Genomic DNA, 17425 nt, shown 5'->3' with positions numbered 1-17425 from the left:
GATAAACGCCGATTCCGACACCCTTGCGCGCGGACTCTGATACAACTAGAACAGGTTCTAGTTCTTGACGGGTTCATGGTGAGGGAGGCACAGGGTGGACTTTGCCCTGGACGGCACGGCGATCGCGGTTCGCGACGTCGCCGAGGACGTGTTCGCGCGACGACAGCCCGACTGGGAGTCGACGTTCGGTGGGCGTCATTCCGGTGGGACGGCAGCGGCCGAGCAGGAGGCGACCCGCGGCGGGTTCGAGGCCGATGGCTGGCAGGCGCTCGTCGACGCCGGACTGCTCGCCCTGCCCCTTCCGGCCTCGCTCGACGGTGACGAGGTCGACGAGTCGGGTCTGCTCCCGTTGTTCCGCCGGATGGGCCGGGCCGCGGCGGTGACGCCGGCGCTCGGATCGCTGACCGCGGCGCTCGTGTTCGCCAGGGCCGCCGCCCACGACGGCGAGGGATCGGTGTGGTCGCGGTTCGGGGGTTCGCTCACCGGCGGCAGTTGGGTGTCGGTGGCGATCGGCGAACACGGCGACGCCCTGACGGCGCATCCGCGGACCTCGGTCCGTGACGGGCGGCTCACCGGCACGAAGGTCGGCGTCCTGCACGCCGACGGTGCCTCGCTGTTCCTGGTGGCCGCCGATGCCGGTGTCGTCGCCGTCTCGCCCGCCGCCGACGGGGTCACCATCACGCGCACGCCGACCTCGAGCGGCTGGGGCGAGTACACGGTGGCCTTCGACGACGTACCCGTCGACGACGCCGACATCGTGGTCCGCGACCTCGCGATCCTCCGTGATCGCTACCGCCTGGCGCTGTGCGCCTACGCCGACGGCCTGGTCGCCGGCGCCACCCGACTGACCGCCGACCACGTCTCCACGCGCGAGCAGTTCGGCAAGCCGATCGCCTTGTTCCAGGCGGTGGGCCAGCAGCTCGCCGACATCTACGTCGTCGGCCGGTCGATGGAACTCGCGACCACCTCGGCGGCCTGGCGGTTGTCCGAAGGTCTGGACGCCGCAACCGATCTCGCGATCGCCGCCTACTGGCTGGCCGAGGAGGTCCCGCCGACCACGCGGACGATGACCCACCTGCACGGCGGCATCGGCGTCGACATCACCTATCCGCTTCACCGCTACTTCTCGCTCACCAAAGACCTCGCGCGTCTGGTGGGCGGAGCGCACGTGCGGCTCGACGAGCTCGCCGACATCACCGACGTCCCCGCCGACGACACCCGTATCGCAGAGGTGCCCGATGTTCATTGATCTCACCCCCGAACAGCGCGCGCTGCGCGCGGAACTGCGCGAGTACTTCGCCGACCTCGTCACTCCCGACGAGGCAGCGGTGATGCTGACCGAACGCCACGGCCCGACCTACCGCAAGGTCATCAAGCGGATGGGTGACGACGGCTGGCTGGGCGTCGGCTGGCCGACGGAGTTCGGCGGCAAGGGTTTCGGTGAGATCGAACAGCAGATCTTCACCAACGAAGCCGTGCGCGCCGACGTCCCGCTGCCGGCGGTGACGTTGCAGACCGTCGGGCCGACGCTGCAGGTCCACGGCACCGAGGAGCAGAGGCAGAAGTTCCTGCCCGCGATCCTGGCCGGTGATGTGCACTTCGCCATCGGGTACACCGAACCCGAGGCCGGCACCGACCTGGCGTCGTTGACCACCACCGCCGTCCGCGACGGCGACCACTATGTGGTCAACGGCCAGAAGATCTTCACGACCGGCGGTCACGACGCCGACTACATCTGGCTCGCCGTCCGCACCGATCGGGATGCTCCCAAGCACAAGGGCATCTCGATCCTCATCGTCGACACCTCCGACCCCGGTTTCACGTGGACGCCGATCATCACCGCCGACGGCGCCCACCACGTGAATGCCACCTACTACCAGGATGTTCGGGTTCCGGTGTCGATGCGGGTCGGCGAGGAGGGGGGCGGGTGGAAGCTGATCACCACCCAGCTCAATCACGAGCGCGTCATGCTCGGCCCCGCCGGTCGTATCGACGGACTCGCGGCCCGGGTGCGTGCCTGGGCGCAGCGGCCGGGCCCCGACGGGACGGTCATCGCCAAGCATCCCGACGTCCGTCGCGCGCTCGCGACCATCGACGCCTACGGCCGCATCAACGAGTTGCTCAACTGGCAGGTGGCCGCGACAGGTGAGGCCATCTCGATGGCCGACGCGGCGGCCACCAAGGTGTTCTCGACCGAACGCATCCAGACCGTCTGCCGGATGGTCGACGAGATCATAGGGCGCTACGGCGATTTCGCCGATCCGGAGACCGCGGCGCTGGTGAACTGGCTCGACGTCCAGGAGAAGCGTCACGTCGTCATCACGTTCGGCGGTGGCGTCAACGAGGTCATGCGCGACATGATCGCGACCGCCGGCCTCGGACTCCCGCGGGCCAAGCGGTGAGCGCGCCCGAGCTCGCCCGCGACGGCGTCGCCGGAGACGAGGCGATCCGAGCCGCCGCGCAGGAGATCATCGACGCCGGACCGAGCGTACCGGTCGCCGGGCGGGACCCGATCAATCAGCCCATGATCAGCAACTGGGTCGAGGCGATGGGCGACACGAACCCCGTCTACACCGACGACGCGGCGGCCCGGGACGCCGGCCATCCCGGCATCGTCGCGCCGCCCGCGATGGCGCAGGTGTGGACGATGCGCGGCCTTCACGGGGTGCGGACCGCGGACGATCCGCTGGGTCGCGCGAGCGAACTCTTCGACGAGGCCGGCTTCACCTCGGTGGTGGCGACCAACTGCGACACCGTCTATCACCGCTACACCCGCCCGGGCGAGGAGGTCGCGCTGTCGGCCGAACTCGTCGAGGTCGTCGGGCCGAAGAACACCGCGCTCGGCGAGGGCTGGTTCTTCACCACCCGCAACGTCTGGTCGGTCGGCGGAGACGACGGGGCGCGTGAGGTCGTCGCCGAGATGCGGTTCCGCATCCTGAAGTTCCGCCCCGCCGCACGCGCTGCCGCCGAGCCGGTTTCCGACGCCGGGGTGCCCGACGATCTCGACCCGGCTCGCTTGCTCAAGCCGAGCGTGTCGAGGGACACCGCCTTCTTCTGGGAGGGCGTCGCCGCCCACGAGTTGCGCATCCAGCGCGACGGCGACGGTGCACTGCGGCATCCGCCGGTCCCGGCGACCTGGAAGCCGCGCGAGGCCGACGGAACCGTCCCGCCAACGGATTACGTGGTCGCGGCCGGTACCGGCACCGTCTACAGCTATGTCGTGCATCGAGCGCCGAAGGTGCCCGGGCGGCGGTTGCCGTTCGTCGTGGCCCTCGTCGAACTCGACGAGGGAATCCGTATGCTCGGTGAGCTCCGGGGCGTCGAACCGGAGGAGGTGGCCATCGGCATGCCGGTGCGCGCCACCTATCTGGATTTTCCGGCCGATGACGAGGCCGGGACCCCGGCCTGGACCCTGCACGCGTGGGAGCCGGCCGTGCCTACCGAAGGGGAGCCCGCATGACGAGCGTTGCCACCGACCCCGCTGCCGTCGGAACGACGCTGCCGGCGTTGACGATCGAGGCGACCCCGACGTTCGTCGTGGCGACCGCGCTCGCCACACGCGACTTCCAGGACGTGCACCATGATCGCGATCTCGCGCAGGCGAAGGGGTCCAAGGACATCTTCGTCAACATCCTCACCGACACCGGGCTGGTCGAGCGGTTCGTGACCGATTGGGCTGGCCCGACCGCCCGAATCCGCTCCATCGCGCTGAAACTCGGTGTGCCCTGGTACGCCTACGACACGGTCACCTTCACCGGCGAGGTCACCGCGGTCGACGCCGGGGTCATCACCGTCGCCGTGACCGGGACGAATTCGCTGGGCAAGCACGTCATCTCGACCGTCACGCTGACGATCGGTGCGACCGAACCCGACACGGTCGGTTCGCCCGCGGGTCGAGGGGAGGGACTCTGATGGGATCACTGTCCGGTCAGGCGGTCATCGCCGGCATCGGCGCCACCGAGTTCTCCAAGGATTCCGGACGCAGCGAACTGCGACTCGCCGCGGAGGCGGTGTCGGCGGCGATCGCGGACGCCGGTCTCACACCCGCCGACGTCGACGGTCTCGTCACGTTCACGATGGACACCAACAGCGAGATCTCCGTCGCCCGGGCCGTGGGGATCGGGGACCTGACCTACTTCTCGCGCATTCACTACGGCGGTGGTGCGGCGTGTGCCACGGTGCAGCAGGCCGCGATGGCGGTGGCCACGGGTGTCGCCGACGTCGTGGTGGCCTACCGCGCGTTCAACGAACGGTCGGGACTGCGCTTTGGGCAGGTGAATTCGGCGGTGGCGAACCAGGAGAACTCGTCCGGCACCGAGAACGCCTTCACCTACCCGCACGGGTTGTCGACACCGGCCGCGTTCGTCGCGATGATCGCGCAGCGCTACATGCACGACTTCGGCGCCACCAGTGAGGATTTCGGTCGGATCGCCGTCGTCGACCGCAAACACGCGGCGGTGAACCCGGACGCGTTCTTCTACGACAAGCCGATCACCCTGGAAGACCACCAGAACTCGCGGTACATCGCCGAGCCGTTGCACCTCCTCGACTGCTGCCAGGAATCCGACGGCGGTGTCGCGCTGGTGATCGTGTCCCCGGAACGCGCGAAAGACCTGCCGCACAAGCCCGCCGTGATCGCGGCCGCCGCGGCCGGCAGTGCTGCCGACCAGTACATCATGACCAGCTATTACCGGGACGAGCTCGCCGGTCTGCCGGAGATGGGGCTCGTCGGCCGGCAGCTGTGGTCGCAGTCGGGTCTGAACCCCGACGACATGGACATGGCGATCCTCTACGACCACTTCACCCCGTACACACTCCTGCAGCTCGAGGAGCTGGGATTCTGCGGTCGGGGCGAGGCCAAGGACTTCGTCCGGGAACCGGGTGCCCTCGAGGTGGGTGGCCGGTTGCCGCTGAACACGCACGGCGGCCAGCTGGGCGAGGCCTACATCCACGGCATGAACGGGATCGCCGAAGGGGTCCGGCAGATCCGCGGGACCTCGGTCAACCAGGTCGAGGCGGCCGAGAAGGTCGTCGTGACCGCCGGAACCGGCGTTCCCACAAGTGGATTGGTGCTGACCGCATGACAGCTGCCGATCCGACGCACTTGCACTCGAATTCACTCCGTATGACCAAGGAGCGCGCACGATGAAGTTCAACCTCGCCGATGTCTTCGAGACCGTCGCCGACTCGGTGCCCGAGCGGATCGCGCTCAGCTACCAGGGTCGCCAGATCAGCTATGCCGAACTCGACACCCTCTCCAATCAGGTGGCGCATCTGTTCGCCGGCGCGGGGATCGGTGCGTTCGACAACGTCGCGCTGTTCCTGAAGAACAGCATCGAACACGTGACTAGCCTGCTGGGACTGCTGAAGGTGCGCGCGGTCCCGGTCAACGTGAACTACCGCTACACCAACGCCGAACTGCAGTACATCTTCGACAACTCCGACTCCCGCGCGATCATCGTCGAACTGCCGGAGCACCAGCGCAGCGTCGCCGCGCTGCTCGCCGAGACCCCCACCGTGCGAACGGTGTTCGTCATCGGCGACATCGTCGAGGAACTCCGTGCGGCGGTCGCCGACCTGCCCGACGGGCGCGTCGTGGAGATCGTGTCGTTCGCCGACGCGGAGTCCAAGCCGGACGGCCGGGACTTCGAGCCGCGCACCGGCGAAGAGCTCTACCTGCTCTACACCGGCGGTACCACCGGGTACCCGAAGGGTGTCATGTGGCAGCACGACGACTTCTTCCGCAAGCCGCTGTCGGGGGGCAACCCGTACGGCGAGGCCCGCAAGGATCTCGCGGAGATCGGCACGGCGGTCAAGGATTTCCCGCCGATCGCGTTCCTGCTCGCGGCTCCGCTCATGCACGGCGCGGCGTCGTACTCGTTGTTCACGTTCTTCACCCTCGGTGGCCGGCTGGTCATCCAGCGCGACTTCGACCCCGAGGCGATCGTGACCGAGATCGAGAAGGAGAAGGTCAACATCGTCCTCATCGTCGGCGACGCCATGGGCATGCCGCTCGTCGAGGAGCTCGAGAGGCGCAAGGACTCCGTCGATCTGTCGTCGATGTTCTCGATCACCTCCGGCGGCGCGATCTGGTCTCAGCACGTGCGGGACCGGATGCTCGCGGTGAAACCGGATCTGGTGCTGCGCGACAACTTCGGCGCCTCGGAGTCGGGTAACGACGGCGAGATCATGATGGACGAGAACGGGAATCTGAAGGTCCCGCCGACGGACCGGATGATGGTCGTCGACGAACGGCACAACAAGATCGAGCCCGGCTCGGGCGAGGTCGGTTACATCGCGCGCATCGGCAACGTCCCGCTCGGCTACTACAAGGACGAGGAGAAGACGGCGAAGACCTTTCCGACGCTGGCCGACGGCACCCGGATCTCGATCCTGGGCGACATGGGCACCGTGGAGGCCGACGGTTCGATCGTGTTCCTCGGACGTGGTTCGCAGTGCATCAACACCGGCGGCGAGAAGGTCTACGCCGAGGAGGTCGAGGCGGTGCTGCACGCGCATCCGGCGATCGCCGACGCACTCGTCGTCCCGGTTCCCGACGAGAAGTACGGCCAGCGGGTCGCGGCGGTGGTCAACGTCGCCGACGGGGTCGACGAGCCCTCGTTGGAGGAGATCCAGGACCACTGCCGGGAGACCCTCGCCCGCTACAAGGTGCCCCGCACGGTCGTCTTCGTCGACGAGGTCAAGCGGACCCCGGCCGGCAAGGCCGACTACCGCTGGGCCAAGGCCGCGGCCGCAGCGAACGAGGCCGCCCCGGTCTGATCAGCCCTCGAGTGCCAGGCGCACTCCGAGCCCGATCAACGCGACTCCGCCGATCGCTTCGACGCGACGGCGGATTCGTGCGCTCTGCAGCCATCCGGCGATACGGCCCGCGGCGCCCACCAGCACGGTGAAGTACGCGGCGGTCAGCGCGATGTAGATGGCCCCCAACCCTAGGGTCGTCCATCCCGTCGAGTAGCCGTCCGGCACGAAGCCTGGCAAGAGACTGATGAACAGGATGCCGATCTTCGGGTTGAGGATGTTGGTGAGCAGGCCGGCGGTGAAACCGGAGAACAGCACTCCCGCCTTCTGGCCCGCGGGCGGCTCGACCGCGTCCTGCGATGCCGCGAGATCAGGTGCGGCGCGCAGCAGCGCGCGGACCGAGCTGATACCCATCCACACGAGGTAGCCGGCCCCGACGATCTTGAGGATCTCGTAACCGGTCTCGCTGGCCTGCAGCAATGCCGACAGGCCCAGGACCGCGGCGGTGACCCAGACCATCAGTCCGCACACGATGCCGGCGGCGGTCCGGAAGGCTTCGCCGCGTCCACCACGGACCACTCCGCGCAGGACCACCAGGGTGTCCGGACCCGGCAGCAGCACGATCAGCGTCGCGGTGACGATGAAGGACAAGAGCGCGGCGAGCATGAAGGTCATGGTAGGAACCGGGGCGCGGGCGAGCGCGCCGGGGCCGGTGGCCCCCACTGCTGGTCGAGCACCGTCGACTGAGCTGCAGCGAGGCCACGTCCCGTTCTGCTGGCCGAGCAGCGTCGACCGAGCGCAGCGAGGCCGCCGCGTCCCGTTCTGCTGGCCGAGCAGCGTCGACCGAGCGCAGCGAGGCCGCCGCGTCCGTCGAGGTCACCTGGGTCAAGCCACGGACGTCAGCCGCACCACCGCCCACAGTGCGACCACCGCGACGACGAGCGTGGCGGGAACGGTGAGTGCGCCGAGGCGTAGGTACTCGCGGGAGGTCGGGGCGCCCGTGCCCCCGCCGGAGCCGTCGCGGTGCATGATGTCGCGCCACAGCAGGTTGGCCAGCGACCCGAAGTAGGCGAGGTTGGGTCCGAGGTTGACGCCGAGGAGCATCGCCAGGACCAGGCCGGGCTCGTGGGCGACGAGCGGGATGAGCAGCAGGGTGGCGGGCAGGTTGTTCACCAGGTTGGCGAGGACCGCGGCCAGCGCGGCGACCGCGAGCAGCGCGAGGAGTGATGAGTCATCCGGGATGAGGTTGCCGATCCAGTCGCCGATCGGGCCGGTTCGCACCGGGAGGATGACGACACCGAGCACGGCGACGAATCCGAGGAACGGGATGTTCAGGGCCTGCACCGTCTCCCGCACAGTGGGCAGCGGTGCGTCGAGCAACCGCGGCACCGTGAAGGCGACCGCGCCCACGCCGGCCACCGCGGCCAACGGGACGCCCAGCGGTTCGGTCACGACGAAGGCGAGCAGCAGCAAGCCGAGCATCACCAGCATGAGGGTGGGGCGGGGCGGCGCATCCACCGGAGCCGGATCGCCGGCGGTCGAATCGGCTGCCGGGGCAGCGCGCGCGAGCGAGTCGGCGAAGTACATCCGGAAGATGAGGTATTCGACGACGATCGCGGCGATCCAGGGTGCCAGCATGACGTCGGTGAACCCGAGGAAGGTCAGCCCGGTCGCGGTGAACGCCAGGAGGTTGGTCAGGTTCGACACCGGCATGAGGGTCGACGCGGTGTTGGCCAGGTGGGCGTTCGCGAACGCGACCGGGGTCACCGGCGCCCCGATCCGCCGCGCGGTGGCGACGGCGACCGGCGTCAGCAGGACGATCGTGGTGTCGAGACTGAGGACCGCGGTCGTCGTCGCCGCGGCCAGGAAGACGATGCGCAACAACCGATGTGGCGAGGCCCGACTCCACCGGGCCAGAAGGGCGCCGATCCAGGTGAAGACCCCGGCGCGGGCACAGGCGTCGGCGATCACCAGCATCGCGGCCAGGAAGCCGATGGTTGGCGCCATCGTGGCGATCTCGTCGGCGGCCTGCTCGAGATCGGCCAGGCCGAGCGCGAGGAGCAGCGCGGCGACCGGTGCGGCGACCACAACGGCCGGAACACGCTGGGCGACAACGGTCGCCACGATCACCACGAGCAGGGCGGCGACTCCGACCAGGGTGCCGGCGACGCTGTCCGCGGTGAGTACCACCGGGACAGGCTACTCAGTCGCGGGCGTAGGTGTCGTCGCGGTCCTGGTCGGGGTCGGACTCGATGGTCGGCGGCACCTCGACGACGCGTCGCGGCGTGAGCCACAGCAGCGCGACCGAACTGACGAGCATGATCCCGCCCAGGACGAGGCAGGCGTACTCGAACGGCACGTAGAACGCCTCTTGACTGCCGTCGGCGATCTTCTCCGCGAGCGATGCGGCCTGACCGGACAACCGGTCCACGACGACCGTCGCCTCGGCGAGGGATCGCTCGATCAGCGTCCCGGCCTGGTCGGCCTGGGCGACCATGGCCTGGCCACCGGCAGTGTCGCCGGCGGCGATGCGCTGCTCACCGGCGGCGGTCAGTTGATCGCGGGCCAGTTGTGCGGTCTCGCCGATGCGCGACTGGTATCCCGCGGCGACGATGCTGCCCGCGATCGCGATACCGATCGCGGCGCCGATCTCCCGGGCGGTGTCGTTCACGGCCGAGCCGACGCCCTGGTTGTCGAGCGGGGTGTTGGACATGATGGCCGTCGTGGCGGGTGCCGACGCCAAACCGATCCCGACCGCTATCAACGCGACCACGCCGGCGAGCGTCCAATACGTCTCGTACCGGAACGATCCGAGGAGGATCAGCCCGACGCCGGACAGCAGGGCGCCGGCGGCGATGACGAACTTGAGCGAATCCAGTCGTACGGCAAGCCAGTTCGCGATGAGCGTGGTGAGGCCGACGCCGGCCACGAACGGCATCAGCGCGACCGCCGACTGCAGCGGGGTGTAATCGAAGACCAGCTGCAGCAACTGCAGCAGCAGGTAGAACATGCCGAACGAGGCGAGGAACTGGACCGCGACCGACAGCGCCCCGGACCCGAAGGCGCGGTTGCCGAGCAACCGGACGTCGAACAGCGGCGACGTCGAACGCAGTTCCACGGCGACGAACCCGCCCGCGAGCAGGACGCCGCCCACGATGCAGATCAGGACAACGGGATCCGCCCAGCCGCGATGAGGTGCCTCGAGCAGACCGAGGACGACGCCGGTGATGGCCAGGACCGAACAGACGGTCCCCGGGATGTCGAAGCGACCGGGGTCGCTGTCCTTGGAGGTGCCGATCGTCAGGCACAGCGCGGCCGCGACGGCTGACGCCGCGGCGAAGGTGATGAAGATCGAGTGCCAGGAGAAGAACTCCAGGAGAAGCCCGGTGACCAGGAAGCCGGCGATGGCGCCGCCGCCGGCGATCGCCGATCAGATGCTGATCCCGACCGCGCGTTGACCTTCCGGCATCCCGGACGTGATGAGCGACAGGGTGGTGGGCATGATCAGCGCCGCAGCGGCACCGGCGAAGCACCGGGCCAGGATCAGCTGGGTCGGGCCGTCCACCCAGATCGCCACCAGTGAGGCGATGCCGAAGAGGAGAAGGCCGGCGATCAGTACCTCACGGCGCCCCAGCCGATCGCCGATCGCGCCCGCCGGGAGCAGGAGCGCCGCGAGCGCCAGGGTGTAACCGTCGACGATCCAGGTCATCTGACCGGCGTCGGCGCCGGTGTCGATCGCGATGTCGGGCAGGGCCGTGTTGAGGGCGGCCATGGCGGCCACGACCATGCTGACCGACAGGCAGGCGACGAGGACAAGCCAGGCGGACCGGGCGTCGAGGCGGATGGCGGACGGTAATCTCATTCGGCGTCCTGCGCTTTCGGGGTCGGCATACGGAACCGGTTCGGTCGGCACGTTCGCCGCCACCGCGGTGTTGCGGTTTCGTTATCGCGACACGCTATGTGGGCGCCGACGCTACTCGAGTAACTTGTGACACATTTATCACTGCAGTATCGATACCGGGCGAACGCGAGACCGCGCCGGTCCCCGTTGGCCCCGGACAACCGAAAGTGGTGACAGGTCATGGCCTCACCCCGAATCGCACGAACCCCCGCCGCTGCTACTCCCGCTGCCGCGACCGCGGCCGCATCGCCCGACGTCGCCCCGAACGGGACCGAGATCTCGCCCGCCCGCGTCCATGTGTGGCGTGTGCTGTCGATGCTCGCCGCACTCATCGGCGTCGTCGTGGCACTCGTGGCCATCGCGTCGTCAGCGGTCTGACCCGACCCTCTGGGGAGGTCGGTGCGACCGCCGACGACGCGCGCGCCGACTCCTAGGCGGCGTGCCGCTCGATGGCGGCACCCAGACGCGGCAGTGCCGCGATCACGTACTTCTTCCCCTTGCCGCGCAGCGAGTTGTACGCCTTCGCGAGTGCGGGCTTGGCGGTCTCGGCCTGCTGGTCGGTCACCGACAGCAGGGCCTCGGCCGCGGCATCTCCGTTGGCCGAGAGGTGATCGCCGAAGGCGACACCGGCAGGCTTGGAGTCCCAGAACGGCGCCAGCGCCTTCAGGAAGTCCTCGGCCATCTGATCGGTGGCGCTGCGCACAACACCGGGCTTCACCTTCTGCACCGCGGAGTAGGCGGTCTTCACAGCGGCGCCGCTCAGACCCGACTGGTCGGCCACCTCGGCGTCGATGACACCGACGAGGTCGGTCACCAGTGCACTGCGGTTGTCGGCGAGTAGGGGCGTCAGCGAATCGCTCATGGGCGTCTCCTCGGGGATATGCGACGTGGAACCTGCGGGCCGCCTCGCGGTCCGCGTGTGTAGCGTACTGGCCCCACCAGACAGCGGCTCGGGGCTGCTGCGCCCGAGCCGCCGCGGCGTCGGTACTACTGGCGACGTTCGCAGACCACATTGCCGAGGGCCTTCGCGCCGTCGCGTTCGACGACGGTCGCGGTGGCCAGCAACCGGGAGCCGTCCTCCCAGACCTCGACCGCGAGGGTCTCGCCCGGGAACACCACGCCCGCGAACGACGCCGAGTAGTCGGCGACCGCGGTCACGTCGCCGTCGAGGACCGCGTCGACGATCACGCGGCAGACCGTGCCGTACGTGCACAGGCCGTGCAGGATGGGCCGGGGAAAGCCCGCGCGGGAGGCGAATTCGGGGTCGGAGTGCAGCGGGTTGCGGTCTCCGCACAAGCGGTAGAGCAATGCCTGCTGGGGGAGCGTCGCCACGGTGAGGCGATGATCCGGCGCACGGTCGGGATAGTCGACCTTGGCCGACGAACCGCGTTCGCCGCCGAAGCCGCCCTCGCCCTTCGCGAAGATCGACGAGCGGGACGTCCAGAGGGTCTGCCCGCCGTCGTCGGTGGTCACCGACTCCTGCACGATCACCGCGGCCGACCCCTTGTCCTGGATCTCGGCGATCCGGGTGCGAGTGGTCGCCTTGCCGGCGGCCGGCAGCGGCCGGTAGGCGGTCACCTGCTGGCTGCCGTGGACGACCTTCGCGAGGTCGATGTCGATGCCGGGGAACGAGACCTTCGGGGGCTCGGTGGTGTGGAACCCGGCGGCCACGGTGGCGAAGGTGGGCAGCACCTTCGGCGTCGCGTCGTGGATGTACTCGAGCCCGGTGGTGTCCATCGGGTCCGCTGCGGCACCCACCGCAAGGTTGTAGAGGGCGGCGTCGGACGCCGACCATTCGAAGCTCACCTCGGGCAGTTCGGCACCGAGGGCGACGGAGAGGTCGATGGGCATCGGGTCAGGCTCCTGTCGATGTCGGGGTGGCGGCCTTGGCGGCGATGTCGGTGGCGGCCAGGTATCCGAAGACCATGGCCGGACCGATCGTCGCGCCCGGGCCGGCGTACGTGTGCCCCATGACCGGCGCGCTGGTGTTGCCCGCCGCGTAGAGACCCTCGATGACGGAGCCGTCGGCCCGCAGTGCCCGACCCGAGGCGTCGGCGTTGATCCCGCCCTTGGTGCCGAGATCGCCCGGGACCATCTTGACCGCGTAGAACGGACCCTTGCTGACCTCGCCGAGGCTCGGGTTGGGCTTGTTGGTGATGTCGCCGTAGTAGTGGTCGTAACCGCTTGTGCCACGGCCGAAGTCTTCGTCGACACCCTTGCGGGCAAAGCCGTTGAACCGCTCGGTGGTCGCGGTGAGCGCGTCGGCCGGGACGCCGATCTTGTCGGCGAGTTCGCTGATGCTGTCGGCCTTCACGACGACGCCCGACTCGAACCACTTCTTGGGCAACGGCTGTCGCGCGTTGATCCCGGCGAAGAGGTAGCGGTTTCGGCACCGCTGGTCGAAGATGAGCCACGACGGCACGTTCTCGCCGGGGCCCTCGCCCTGGCCGAACTCGCCGCCGTACATCTGGTGTACCGCTTCGACATACGGCAGCGACTCGTTCATGTAGCGCTGCCCGCGCGTGTTCACCATGAAGGTGCCCGGTACCGCCCGCTCCGACAGCGCGAACCACGGACCGCGCGGCAGCGGGATCGTCGGACCCCACCAGGCGTCGTCCATGAGCGACACCGCGGCGCCGATCTTGAGGCCGGCGTTGATGCCGTCGCCGGTGTTGCTGGGGGCGCCGGTGGTCCACTCGGAGCCGATCGGGTCGCGCTGATACTTCTTGCGCATCTCGTCGTTGTGTTCGAATCCGCCGCAGGCGAGGATCACGCCGTGGCGGGCCCGGATCTCGACGCGCTTGCCGTCGGATTCGGCGATCACGCCGACGACGCGACCGTCTTCGGTGATGAGGTCGGCCAGGCCGGTGTTCAACCGGATCGGGACGCCTGCCTCGCGGACACCGAGGAGGAGCTCGGCCGCGAGGGCGGCACCCATGGCGATCAGCTTCTTGCCGCGGCTGCGTGCCCAGAAGAACCGGCTGCCGACCTTCGCCATTCGCAGCGGGCCGCGCCAGTGCCGCAGGCCGGTGTTGAGCCAGCGGTAGTCCGACTGCAGCACGACCATGTTCAGCGGCGCCTTGGTGTACTGCGGGTGCAGCGTCTTCAGGTCGTCACCGAGGCGGCGCGCGTCGAACGGGCGCGGCTCGATCGACCGTCCGGCGAGCCGGCCGCCGGGCGCCTCCGGGTAGTAGTCGGAGTAGTTCTTGACCCACTCGAGGTCGAGGGGGGCGTGCGCCATCAGGAAGTCCAGCGCCTCGGGTCCGCGGTCGATGTAGGCGTCGATGCGGTCGGCGGGCGCGTGTTCGCCGATGATCGCGTGGACGTACTCGCGGGCCTTGTCCGGGGTGTCGGTCACGCCGTCGCGGCGGAGGACCGAGTTGTTCGGGATCCAGACCCCGCCCCCCGAGCGCGACGTCGAGCCGCCCCAGTACGGCGATTTCTCGATCAGGACCGTCGACAAGCCCTTCTGAGCTGCGGTGATCGCCGCGCTCAGGCCCGCAGCTCCGGCCCCGACGACGACGACGTCGAAGGTCTCGGGTCCAGGGGTCTCGGGTTGGGTACTGGTCTGTTCTGGTTCGGTCGAGCCGGCCATGGGGTCCCCTTCGTGCGCGCAGCTGGAACGTGTTCTACCTGAATTAGAACACGTTGCAGAAATGGGGCGCCAGGGGTGCTCCCGTTCCCGTCGACTGTGCGTCTGAACTCGTTCACTGTGCGTCTGTTCTCGTCGACTGTGCGACGGGATCGGACGCGCCGGTGATCACGTGCCACGGGTCGAGGCCGTCGTCGAGCATGCGCGCCGCCAACTGCTCAGACCAGTCGTGCTCGGTCCCGTACCGGTCGCGCCAGGTCCACAACGCCGTGGTGAACCGGCCGAGGGAATGTTCGGCGGTGAACCCGATGGCCCCGTGGATCTGATGGGCCGCGGCCGCGACGTCGTGTGCGTGGCGCGACGTGACGATCTTCGCGGCGGCGATCGCGTCACGGGCCGTAACGATGTCTTCCGACGCCGCGGCGGTCGCCGCTCGTGCGGCGGTCTCCATCAGCGTGGTCTGCGCGGCCATCTGCGCGAGCCTCTGCTGAATGGCCTGGAACCTGCCCAGCGGCCGGCCGAACTGGACCCGCTCGGCGGCGTAGCGGACCGTGCGGTTGCGGACTGCCCGCGCTGCGGCTGCCAAGGCGACCGCGTAGACGAGTGCCCCACGCGTACGCAGATCGTCGACCGTGACCGGCGACGGGGCGGAGAACGTGACCTCGGCATCGTCGAAGACGATGTCGCTGCAGTCCAACCCCATGAGATCGGTGCCGGGCTCGACCCGAAGCCCCGGGTCGCGACGGTCGACGACCGCGATCACCGCGCCGTCGACGGTCGCGGCCAGGATCACGATGACGTCGGCCGTCGTGGCGCGTGGGACGCCGATTGCCCTGCCGCTGAACTGAACCCGATCAGCGGACCGGACCACGGTTCCGTCGTCGACGACCGCTACGGTCGCGGTGACGCCGTCGAGGGCGTGTCCGACGCTGCCCGCGAGCCAACCGGCGAGCAGTGCGTGTTCGACATACGGGGTGAAAGCGCCGGCCTCGGTGAGGGTGTCGAGGACGGCGAGAGCGTCGGCGAGGTCGGCGCCCTGACCGCCGGCCGCCTCCGGGACGTCGAGAGCGGTGAACCCGGCGTCGACCAGGGCCTTCCACAACGTGGGGTCGGGTTCGGTGGCCGGGGTCCGTAGGTCGACGGGAAACCGTGCCACCATGGCGGCCGTCGCGGCGGCGAGTTCTGCTGCCAGTTCGGTCATCGCATCCCCAGTCCGCGCGCGACGATGCCGCGCAAGATCTCATTGGTACCCCCACGCAGGGTGAAAGCCGGTGTGTGCAGGACTGATTGAGCCAGCAGGCGGTCGAACTCCGACCCGCCGGTGCGCCGCGGGATCGCGCCGGACGCGTCCCGGATGGCGGTGACGAGGTCCCCTTCGAAGGTCGAACCGAGGTCTTTGACCATTGCCGCCAGTACGTCGGGTTTGCCGCCGGATTGAAGTTCGCGCGCCACCTGCATCGACATCTGGCGCAGCGCCCAGGCCTGTGCGATCAGCTCGCCCAGCGTTTTTCGCTGCTGCGGCGTCGCGCCGTGCTGTCGAAGCAGGTCAGTCCAGGCGCGGAGCAGTGGCAATGTGCTGAGGTAGCGCTCCGGCCCCGAGCGTTCGAAGGCCAACTCGCTCATCACCTGTCGCCATCCCTGTCCGCGCGCACCGAGCAGGGCCGAGGAGTCGACGACGGCGTCGTGGAAGATCACCTCGTTGAAGTGAGCGTCGCCGTCGATGCTCGGGAGTGGACGGATCTCGATGTCGGGATGCGGCAGGTCGACAACGAACTGCGACAGTCCCTGCTGGCGGTCCTCGGTGGTGCCGTCGGTGCGTGCGAGGAGCACCATGGCGTGCGCGATGTGAGCACCGGTAGTCCAGACCTTGGTGCCGCTGATCGTCCAGGAGTCCCCGTTGTCGGTGGCCCGGGTGCGCACGGCGGCCAGATCGGAGCCGGCGTCGGGTTCGCTCATCCCGATCGCGAAGAACATCGTGCCCGCCGAGATCCGCGGGATGTAGTGCTGCTTCTGAGCCTGCGTCCCGTTGGCGAGGATGCCGGGGGCCATCTGCCGATCGGCGATCCAGTGCGCCGCGACCGGTGCGCCGTGCGCGAGGAGTTCCTCGGTGATCACGAAACGCTCGACCGGCGTACGGCCCTGCCCTCCGTACTCGGCGGGCATCGTCATCCCGAGCCAGCCGCGTTCGCCGAGGCGACGACTGAAGGCCGGATCGAACCCTGTCATCCAGCTGTCGACATCGGGACGGATTGTCCCGTCGGCGAGTTCGGTTCGCAGGAAGTCGCGCACCTCGGACCGCAATGCGCGCAGGACGTCGTCGGAAACATCCACGGCTTCCTGGCTCATGACCGGCCGGGACCGCGGGACGACCAGTTCTGCCCCTTGCGGGCCATCGACCACATCTGCACGCCACGCTCGATCTCGATCGCCGAATCCCAGGTCACCGCCGGCGGGCCCAGTTCGAGTCGGACACTGGCCATCACCCGGCGCGTCAGCTCGGGGTCGCGCGCGGCGGGTCCGGTCAAGTCGGCGACGATCGCCGGGATGTCCGGAACCGGTGCGGCCGCGTACGCCAGGCCACGTTCGACCGCCTGCGCACCGGACAGCGACTGACCACAGGCGGCGAGCGCGATCGTGTCGGCCCGGCCCACCGCGCGGTTCAGCAGGGTGAGGTGCCCGCCCCCGGGATGGATGCCGCGGGCGAGGAATCCGCTGTCGAGGACGGCGTCGGGCGTGGTGACGAGCAGGTCGACGGCGAGCGCGAGATTGAGGCCCGCCCCCACGGCCCCACCGACGACGACCCCGACCGTGGGGACCGGCAGGGACCCGACCCGCACGAACGCGCGGTAGACCGCGGACAGCTGCGCCACCGATTCCGGTGCCGCCGGATCGGCCGACGCGCCGGCCAGGATCCGCGTGTCGGCCCCGCTGCAGAAGTACGAACCGGCTGCGTCGACGACGACCGCGCCGATGTTGCCGTCCGCGGTGACCCGGTCGCAGAACTCCTCGATCGCCGCGGCCATCTCGAGGGTGATGGCGTTCTTGCGGCGTGGGTTGTTGAGCGTCAGCCTTCCCACGCCGTCGTGGAAGGTCGTGAGGACGGCTTCGCCGGCGTCGTCGGTGTCCGGCGAGACGGGATTCGGGGACTCGGAACTCATGACGAGAACCGTAGT

Annotated in this window: 15 protein-coding genes and 1 pseudogene; 7 read left to right on the top strand and 9 right to left on the bottom strand. The window is 69.2% G+C overall.

The genetic code is table 11. From position 1 onward, the window contains the following. Positions 1-94: 94 nt before the first annotated feature. The 6 genes from B1818_RS00265 to B1818_RS00240 all read left to right on the top strand — a co-directional run bounded on the left by B1818_RS00265 (position 95) and on the right by B1818_RS00240 (position 6780). Positions 95-1249 (top strand): acyl-CoA dehydrogenase family protein, encoded by a 1155-nt coding sequence (locus B1818_RS00265; RefSeq protein ID WP_078111657.1) that lies wholly within the window; start codon positions 95-97, stop codon positions 1247-1249. Beyond that, complete coding sequence (locus tag B1818_RS00260) at positions 1239-2402, top strand: acyl-CoA dehydrogenase family protein (RefSeq protein WP_078111656.1); 1164 nt, start codon at positions 1239-1241, stop codon at positions 2400-2402. The genes B1818_RS00265 and B1818_RS00260 overlap by 11 nt, the downstream gene beginning before the upstream one ends. After that, positions 2399-3460: a bifunctional MaoC family dehydratase N-terminal/OB-fold nucleic acid binding domain-containing protein gene (locus tag B1818_RS00255; protein WP_078111655.1), complete on the top strand. Its 1062-nt coding sequence runs from the start codon at positions 2399-2401 to the stop codon at positions 3458-3460. Before B1818_RS00260 ends, B1818_RS00255 begins: the two co-directional genes overlap by 4 nt. Further along, the gene (locus tag B1818_RS00250) at positions 3457-3912 is read left to right on the top strand and encodes a MaoC family dehydratase (protein WP_058251185.1); all 456 of its coding nucleotides are present in this window, start codon (positions 3457-3459) and stop codon (positions 3910-3912) included. Before B1818_RS00255 ends, B1818_RS00250 begins: the two co-directional genes overlap by 4 nt. Beyond that, positions 3912-5084: a lipid-transfer protein gene (locus B1818_RS00245; RefSeq protein ID WP_065629128.1), complete on the top strand. Its 1173-nt coding sequence runs from the start codon at positions 3912-3914 to the stop codon at positions 5082-5084. Before B1818_RS00250 ends, B1818_RS00245 begins: the two co-directional genes overlap by 1 nt. 61 nt (positions 5085-5145) lie before the next feature. Beyond that, positions 5146-6780: an acyl-CoA synthetase gene (locus tag B1818_RS00240; protein ID WP_078111654.1), complete on the top strand. Its 1635-nt coding sequence runs from the start codon at positions 5146-5148 to the stop codon at positions 6778-6780. On the opposite strand, the gene B1818_RS00235 is transcribed toward B1818_RS00240, so the two are convergent. From B1818_RS00235 to B1818_RS00225, 3 genes and pseudogenes are all read right to left on the bottom strand, one after another. Continuing rightward, positions 6781-7425, bottom strand: coding sequence for a LysE family translocator (locus B1818_RS00235; protein ID WP_176455859.1), 645 nt, complete (start codon positions 7423-7425; stop codon positions 6781-6783). A gap of 219 nt (positions 7426-7644) precedes the next feature. Continuing rightward, a complete protein-coding gene (locus B1818_RS00230; RefSeq protein ID WP_078111653.1) occupies positions 7645-8949 on the bottom strand; it encodes an SLC13 family permease in 1305 nt (434 codons plus the stop codon). A 13-nt stretch (positions 8950-8962) separates the two neighbouring features. Further along, positions 8963-10621: pseudogene (locus tag B1818_RS00225) on the bottom strand (MFS transporter). A 219-nt stretch (positions 10622-10840) separates the two neighbouring features. Here B1818_RS00225 and B1818_RS00220 point away from each other — a divergent pair. Next, entirely contained in the window at positions 10841-11038 is a 198-nt protein-coding gene (locus B1818_RS00220) for a hypothetical protein (RefSeq protein ID WP_065629132.1), read from the top strand. 52 nt (positions 11039-11090) lie between these two features. Here B1818_RS00220 and B1818_RS00215 read toward each other — a convergent pair whose 3' ends face one another. The 6 genes from B1818_RS00215 to B1818_RS00190 form a co-directional block, all read right to left on the bottom strand. Continuing rightward, positions 11091-11522: a hypothetical protein gene (locus B1818_RS00215; RefSeq protein WP_058251180.1), complete on the bottom strand. Its 432-nt coding sequence runs from the start codon at positions 11520-11522 to the stop codon at positions 11091-11093. Between the two features lie 125 nt (positions 11523-11647). Then, positions 11648-12511: a MaoC/PaaZ C-terminal domain-containing protein gene (locus tag B1818_RS00210; protein WP_078111652.1), complete on the bottom strand. Its 864-nt coding sequence runs from the start codon at positions 12509-12511 to the stop codon at positions 11648-11650. Positions 12512-12515: 4 nt separating this feature from the next. Next, complete coding sequence (gene kstD, locus B1818_RS00205) at positions 12516-14255, bottom strand: 3-oxosteroid 1-dehydrogenase (RefSeq protein WP_068970492.1); 1740 nt, start codon at positions 14253-14255, stop codon at positions 12516-12518. 112 nt (positions 14256-14367) lie between these two features. Next, on the bottom strand, positions 14368-15453 hold the full coding sequence (locus B1818_RS00200) for an acyl-CoA dehydrogenase family protein (RefSeq protein ID WP_078111651.1): 1086 nt from the start codon (positions 15451-15453) through the stop codon (positions 14368-14370). Then, on the bottom strand, positions 15450-16598 hold the full coding sequence (locus B1818_RS00195) for an acyl-CoA dehydrogenase family protein (protein WP_078111957.1): 1149 nt from the start codon (positions 16596-16598) through the stop codon (positions 15450-15452). Before B1818_RS00195 ends, B1818_RS00200 begins: the two co-directional genes overlap by 4 nt. Continuing rightward, the gene (locus tag B1818_RS00190; protein ID WP_078111650.1) at positions 16595-17410 is read right to left on the bottom strand and encodes an enoyl-CoA hydratase/isomerase family protein; all 816 of its coding nucleotides are present in this window, start codon (positions 17408-17410) and stop codon (positions 16595-16597) included. Before B1818_RS00190 ends, B1818_RS00195 begins: the two co-directional genes overlap by 4 nt. Positions 17411-17425 lie beyond the last annotated feature (15 nt).

Source organism: Gordonia sp. IITR100 (assembly GCF_002009645.1).
In the GTDB taxonomy this organism is placed as follows: domain Bacteria; phylum Actinomycetota; class Actinomycetes; order Mycobacteriales; family Mycobacteriaceae; genus Gordonia; species Gordonia hongkongensis.
Note: the sequence above shows the minus strand (reverse complement) of the source record. Positions and strands in the feature narration are given on the sequence as shown.

Coding starts and splice junctions, on each gene's coding strand:
- B1818_RS00260 (WP_078111656.1), top strand. CDS start 1,239: ATGTTCATTGATCTCACCCCCGAACAGCGCGCGCTGCGCGCGGAACTG.
- B1818_RS00250 (WP_058251185.1), top strand. CDS start 3,457: ATGACGAGCGTTGCCACCGACCCCGCTGCCGTCGGAACGACGCTGCCG.
- B1818_RS00245 (WP_065629128.1), top strand. CDS start 3,912: ATGGGATCACTGTCCGGTCAGGCGGTCATCGCCGGCATCGGCGCCACC.
- B1818_RS00240 (WP_078111654.1), top strand. CDS start 5,146: ATGAAGTTCAACCTCGCCGATGTCTTCGAGACCGTCGCCGACTCGGTG.
- B1818_RS00235 (WP_176455859.1), bottom strand. CDS start 7,425: ATGCTCGCCGCGCTCTTGTCCTTCATCGTCACCGCGACGCTGATCGTG.
- B1818_RS00220 (WP_065629132.1), top strand. CDS start 10,841: ATGGCCTCACCCCGAATCGCACGAACCCCCGCCGCTGCTACTCCCGCT.
- B1818_RS00215 (WP_058251180.1), bottom strand. CDS start 11,522: ATGAGCGATTCGCTGACGCCCCTACTCGCCGACAACCGCAGTGCACTG.
- B1818_RS00210 (WP_078111652.1), bottom strand. CDS start 12,511: ATGCCCATCGACCTCTCCGTCGCCCTCGGTGCCGAACTGCCCGAGGTG.
- kstD (WP_068970492.1), bottom strand. CDS start 14,255: ATGGCCGGCTCGACCGAACCAGAACAGACCAGTACCCAACCCGAGACC.
- B1818_RS00200 (WP_078111651.1), bottom strand. CDS start 15,453: ATGACCGAACTGGCAGCAGAACTCGCCGCCGCGACGGCCGCCATGGTG.
- B1818_RS00195 (WP_078111957.1), bottom strand. CDS start 16,598: ATGAGCCAGGAAGCCGTGGATGTTTCCGACGACGTCCTGCGCGCATTG.
- B1818_RS00190 (WP_078111650.1), bottom strand. CDS start 17,410: ATGAGTTCCGAGTCCCCGAATCCCGTCTCGCCGGACACCGACGACGCC.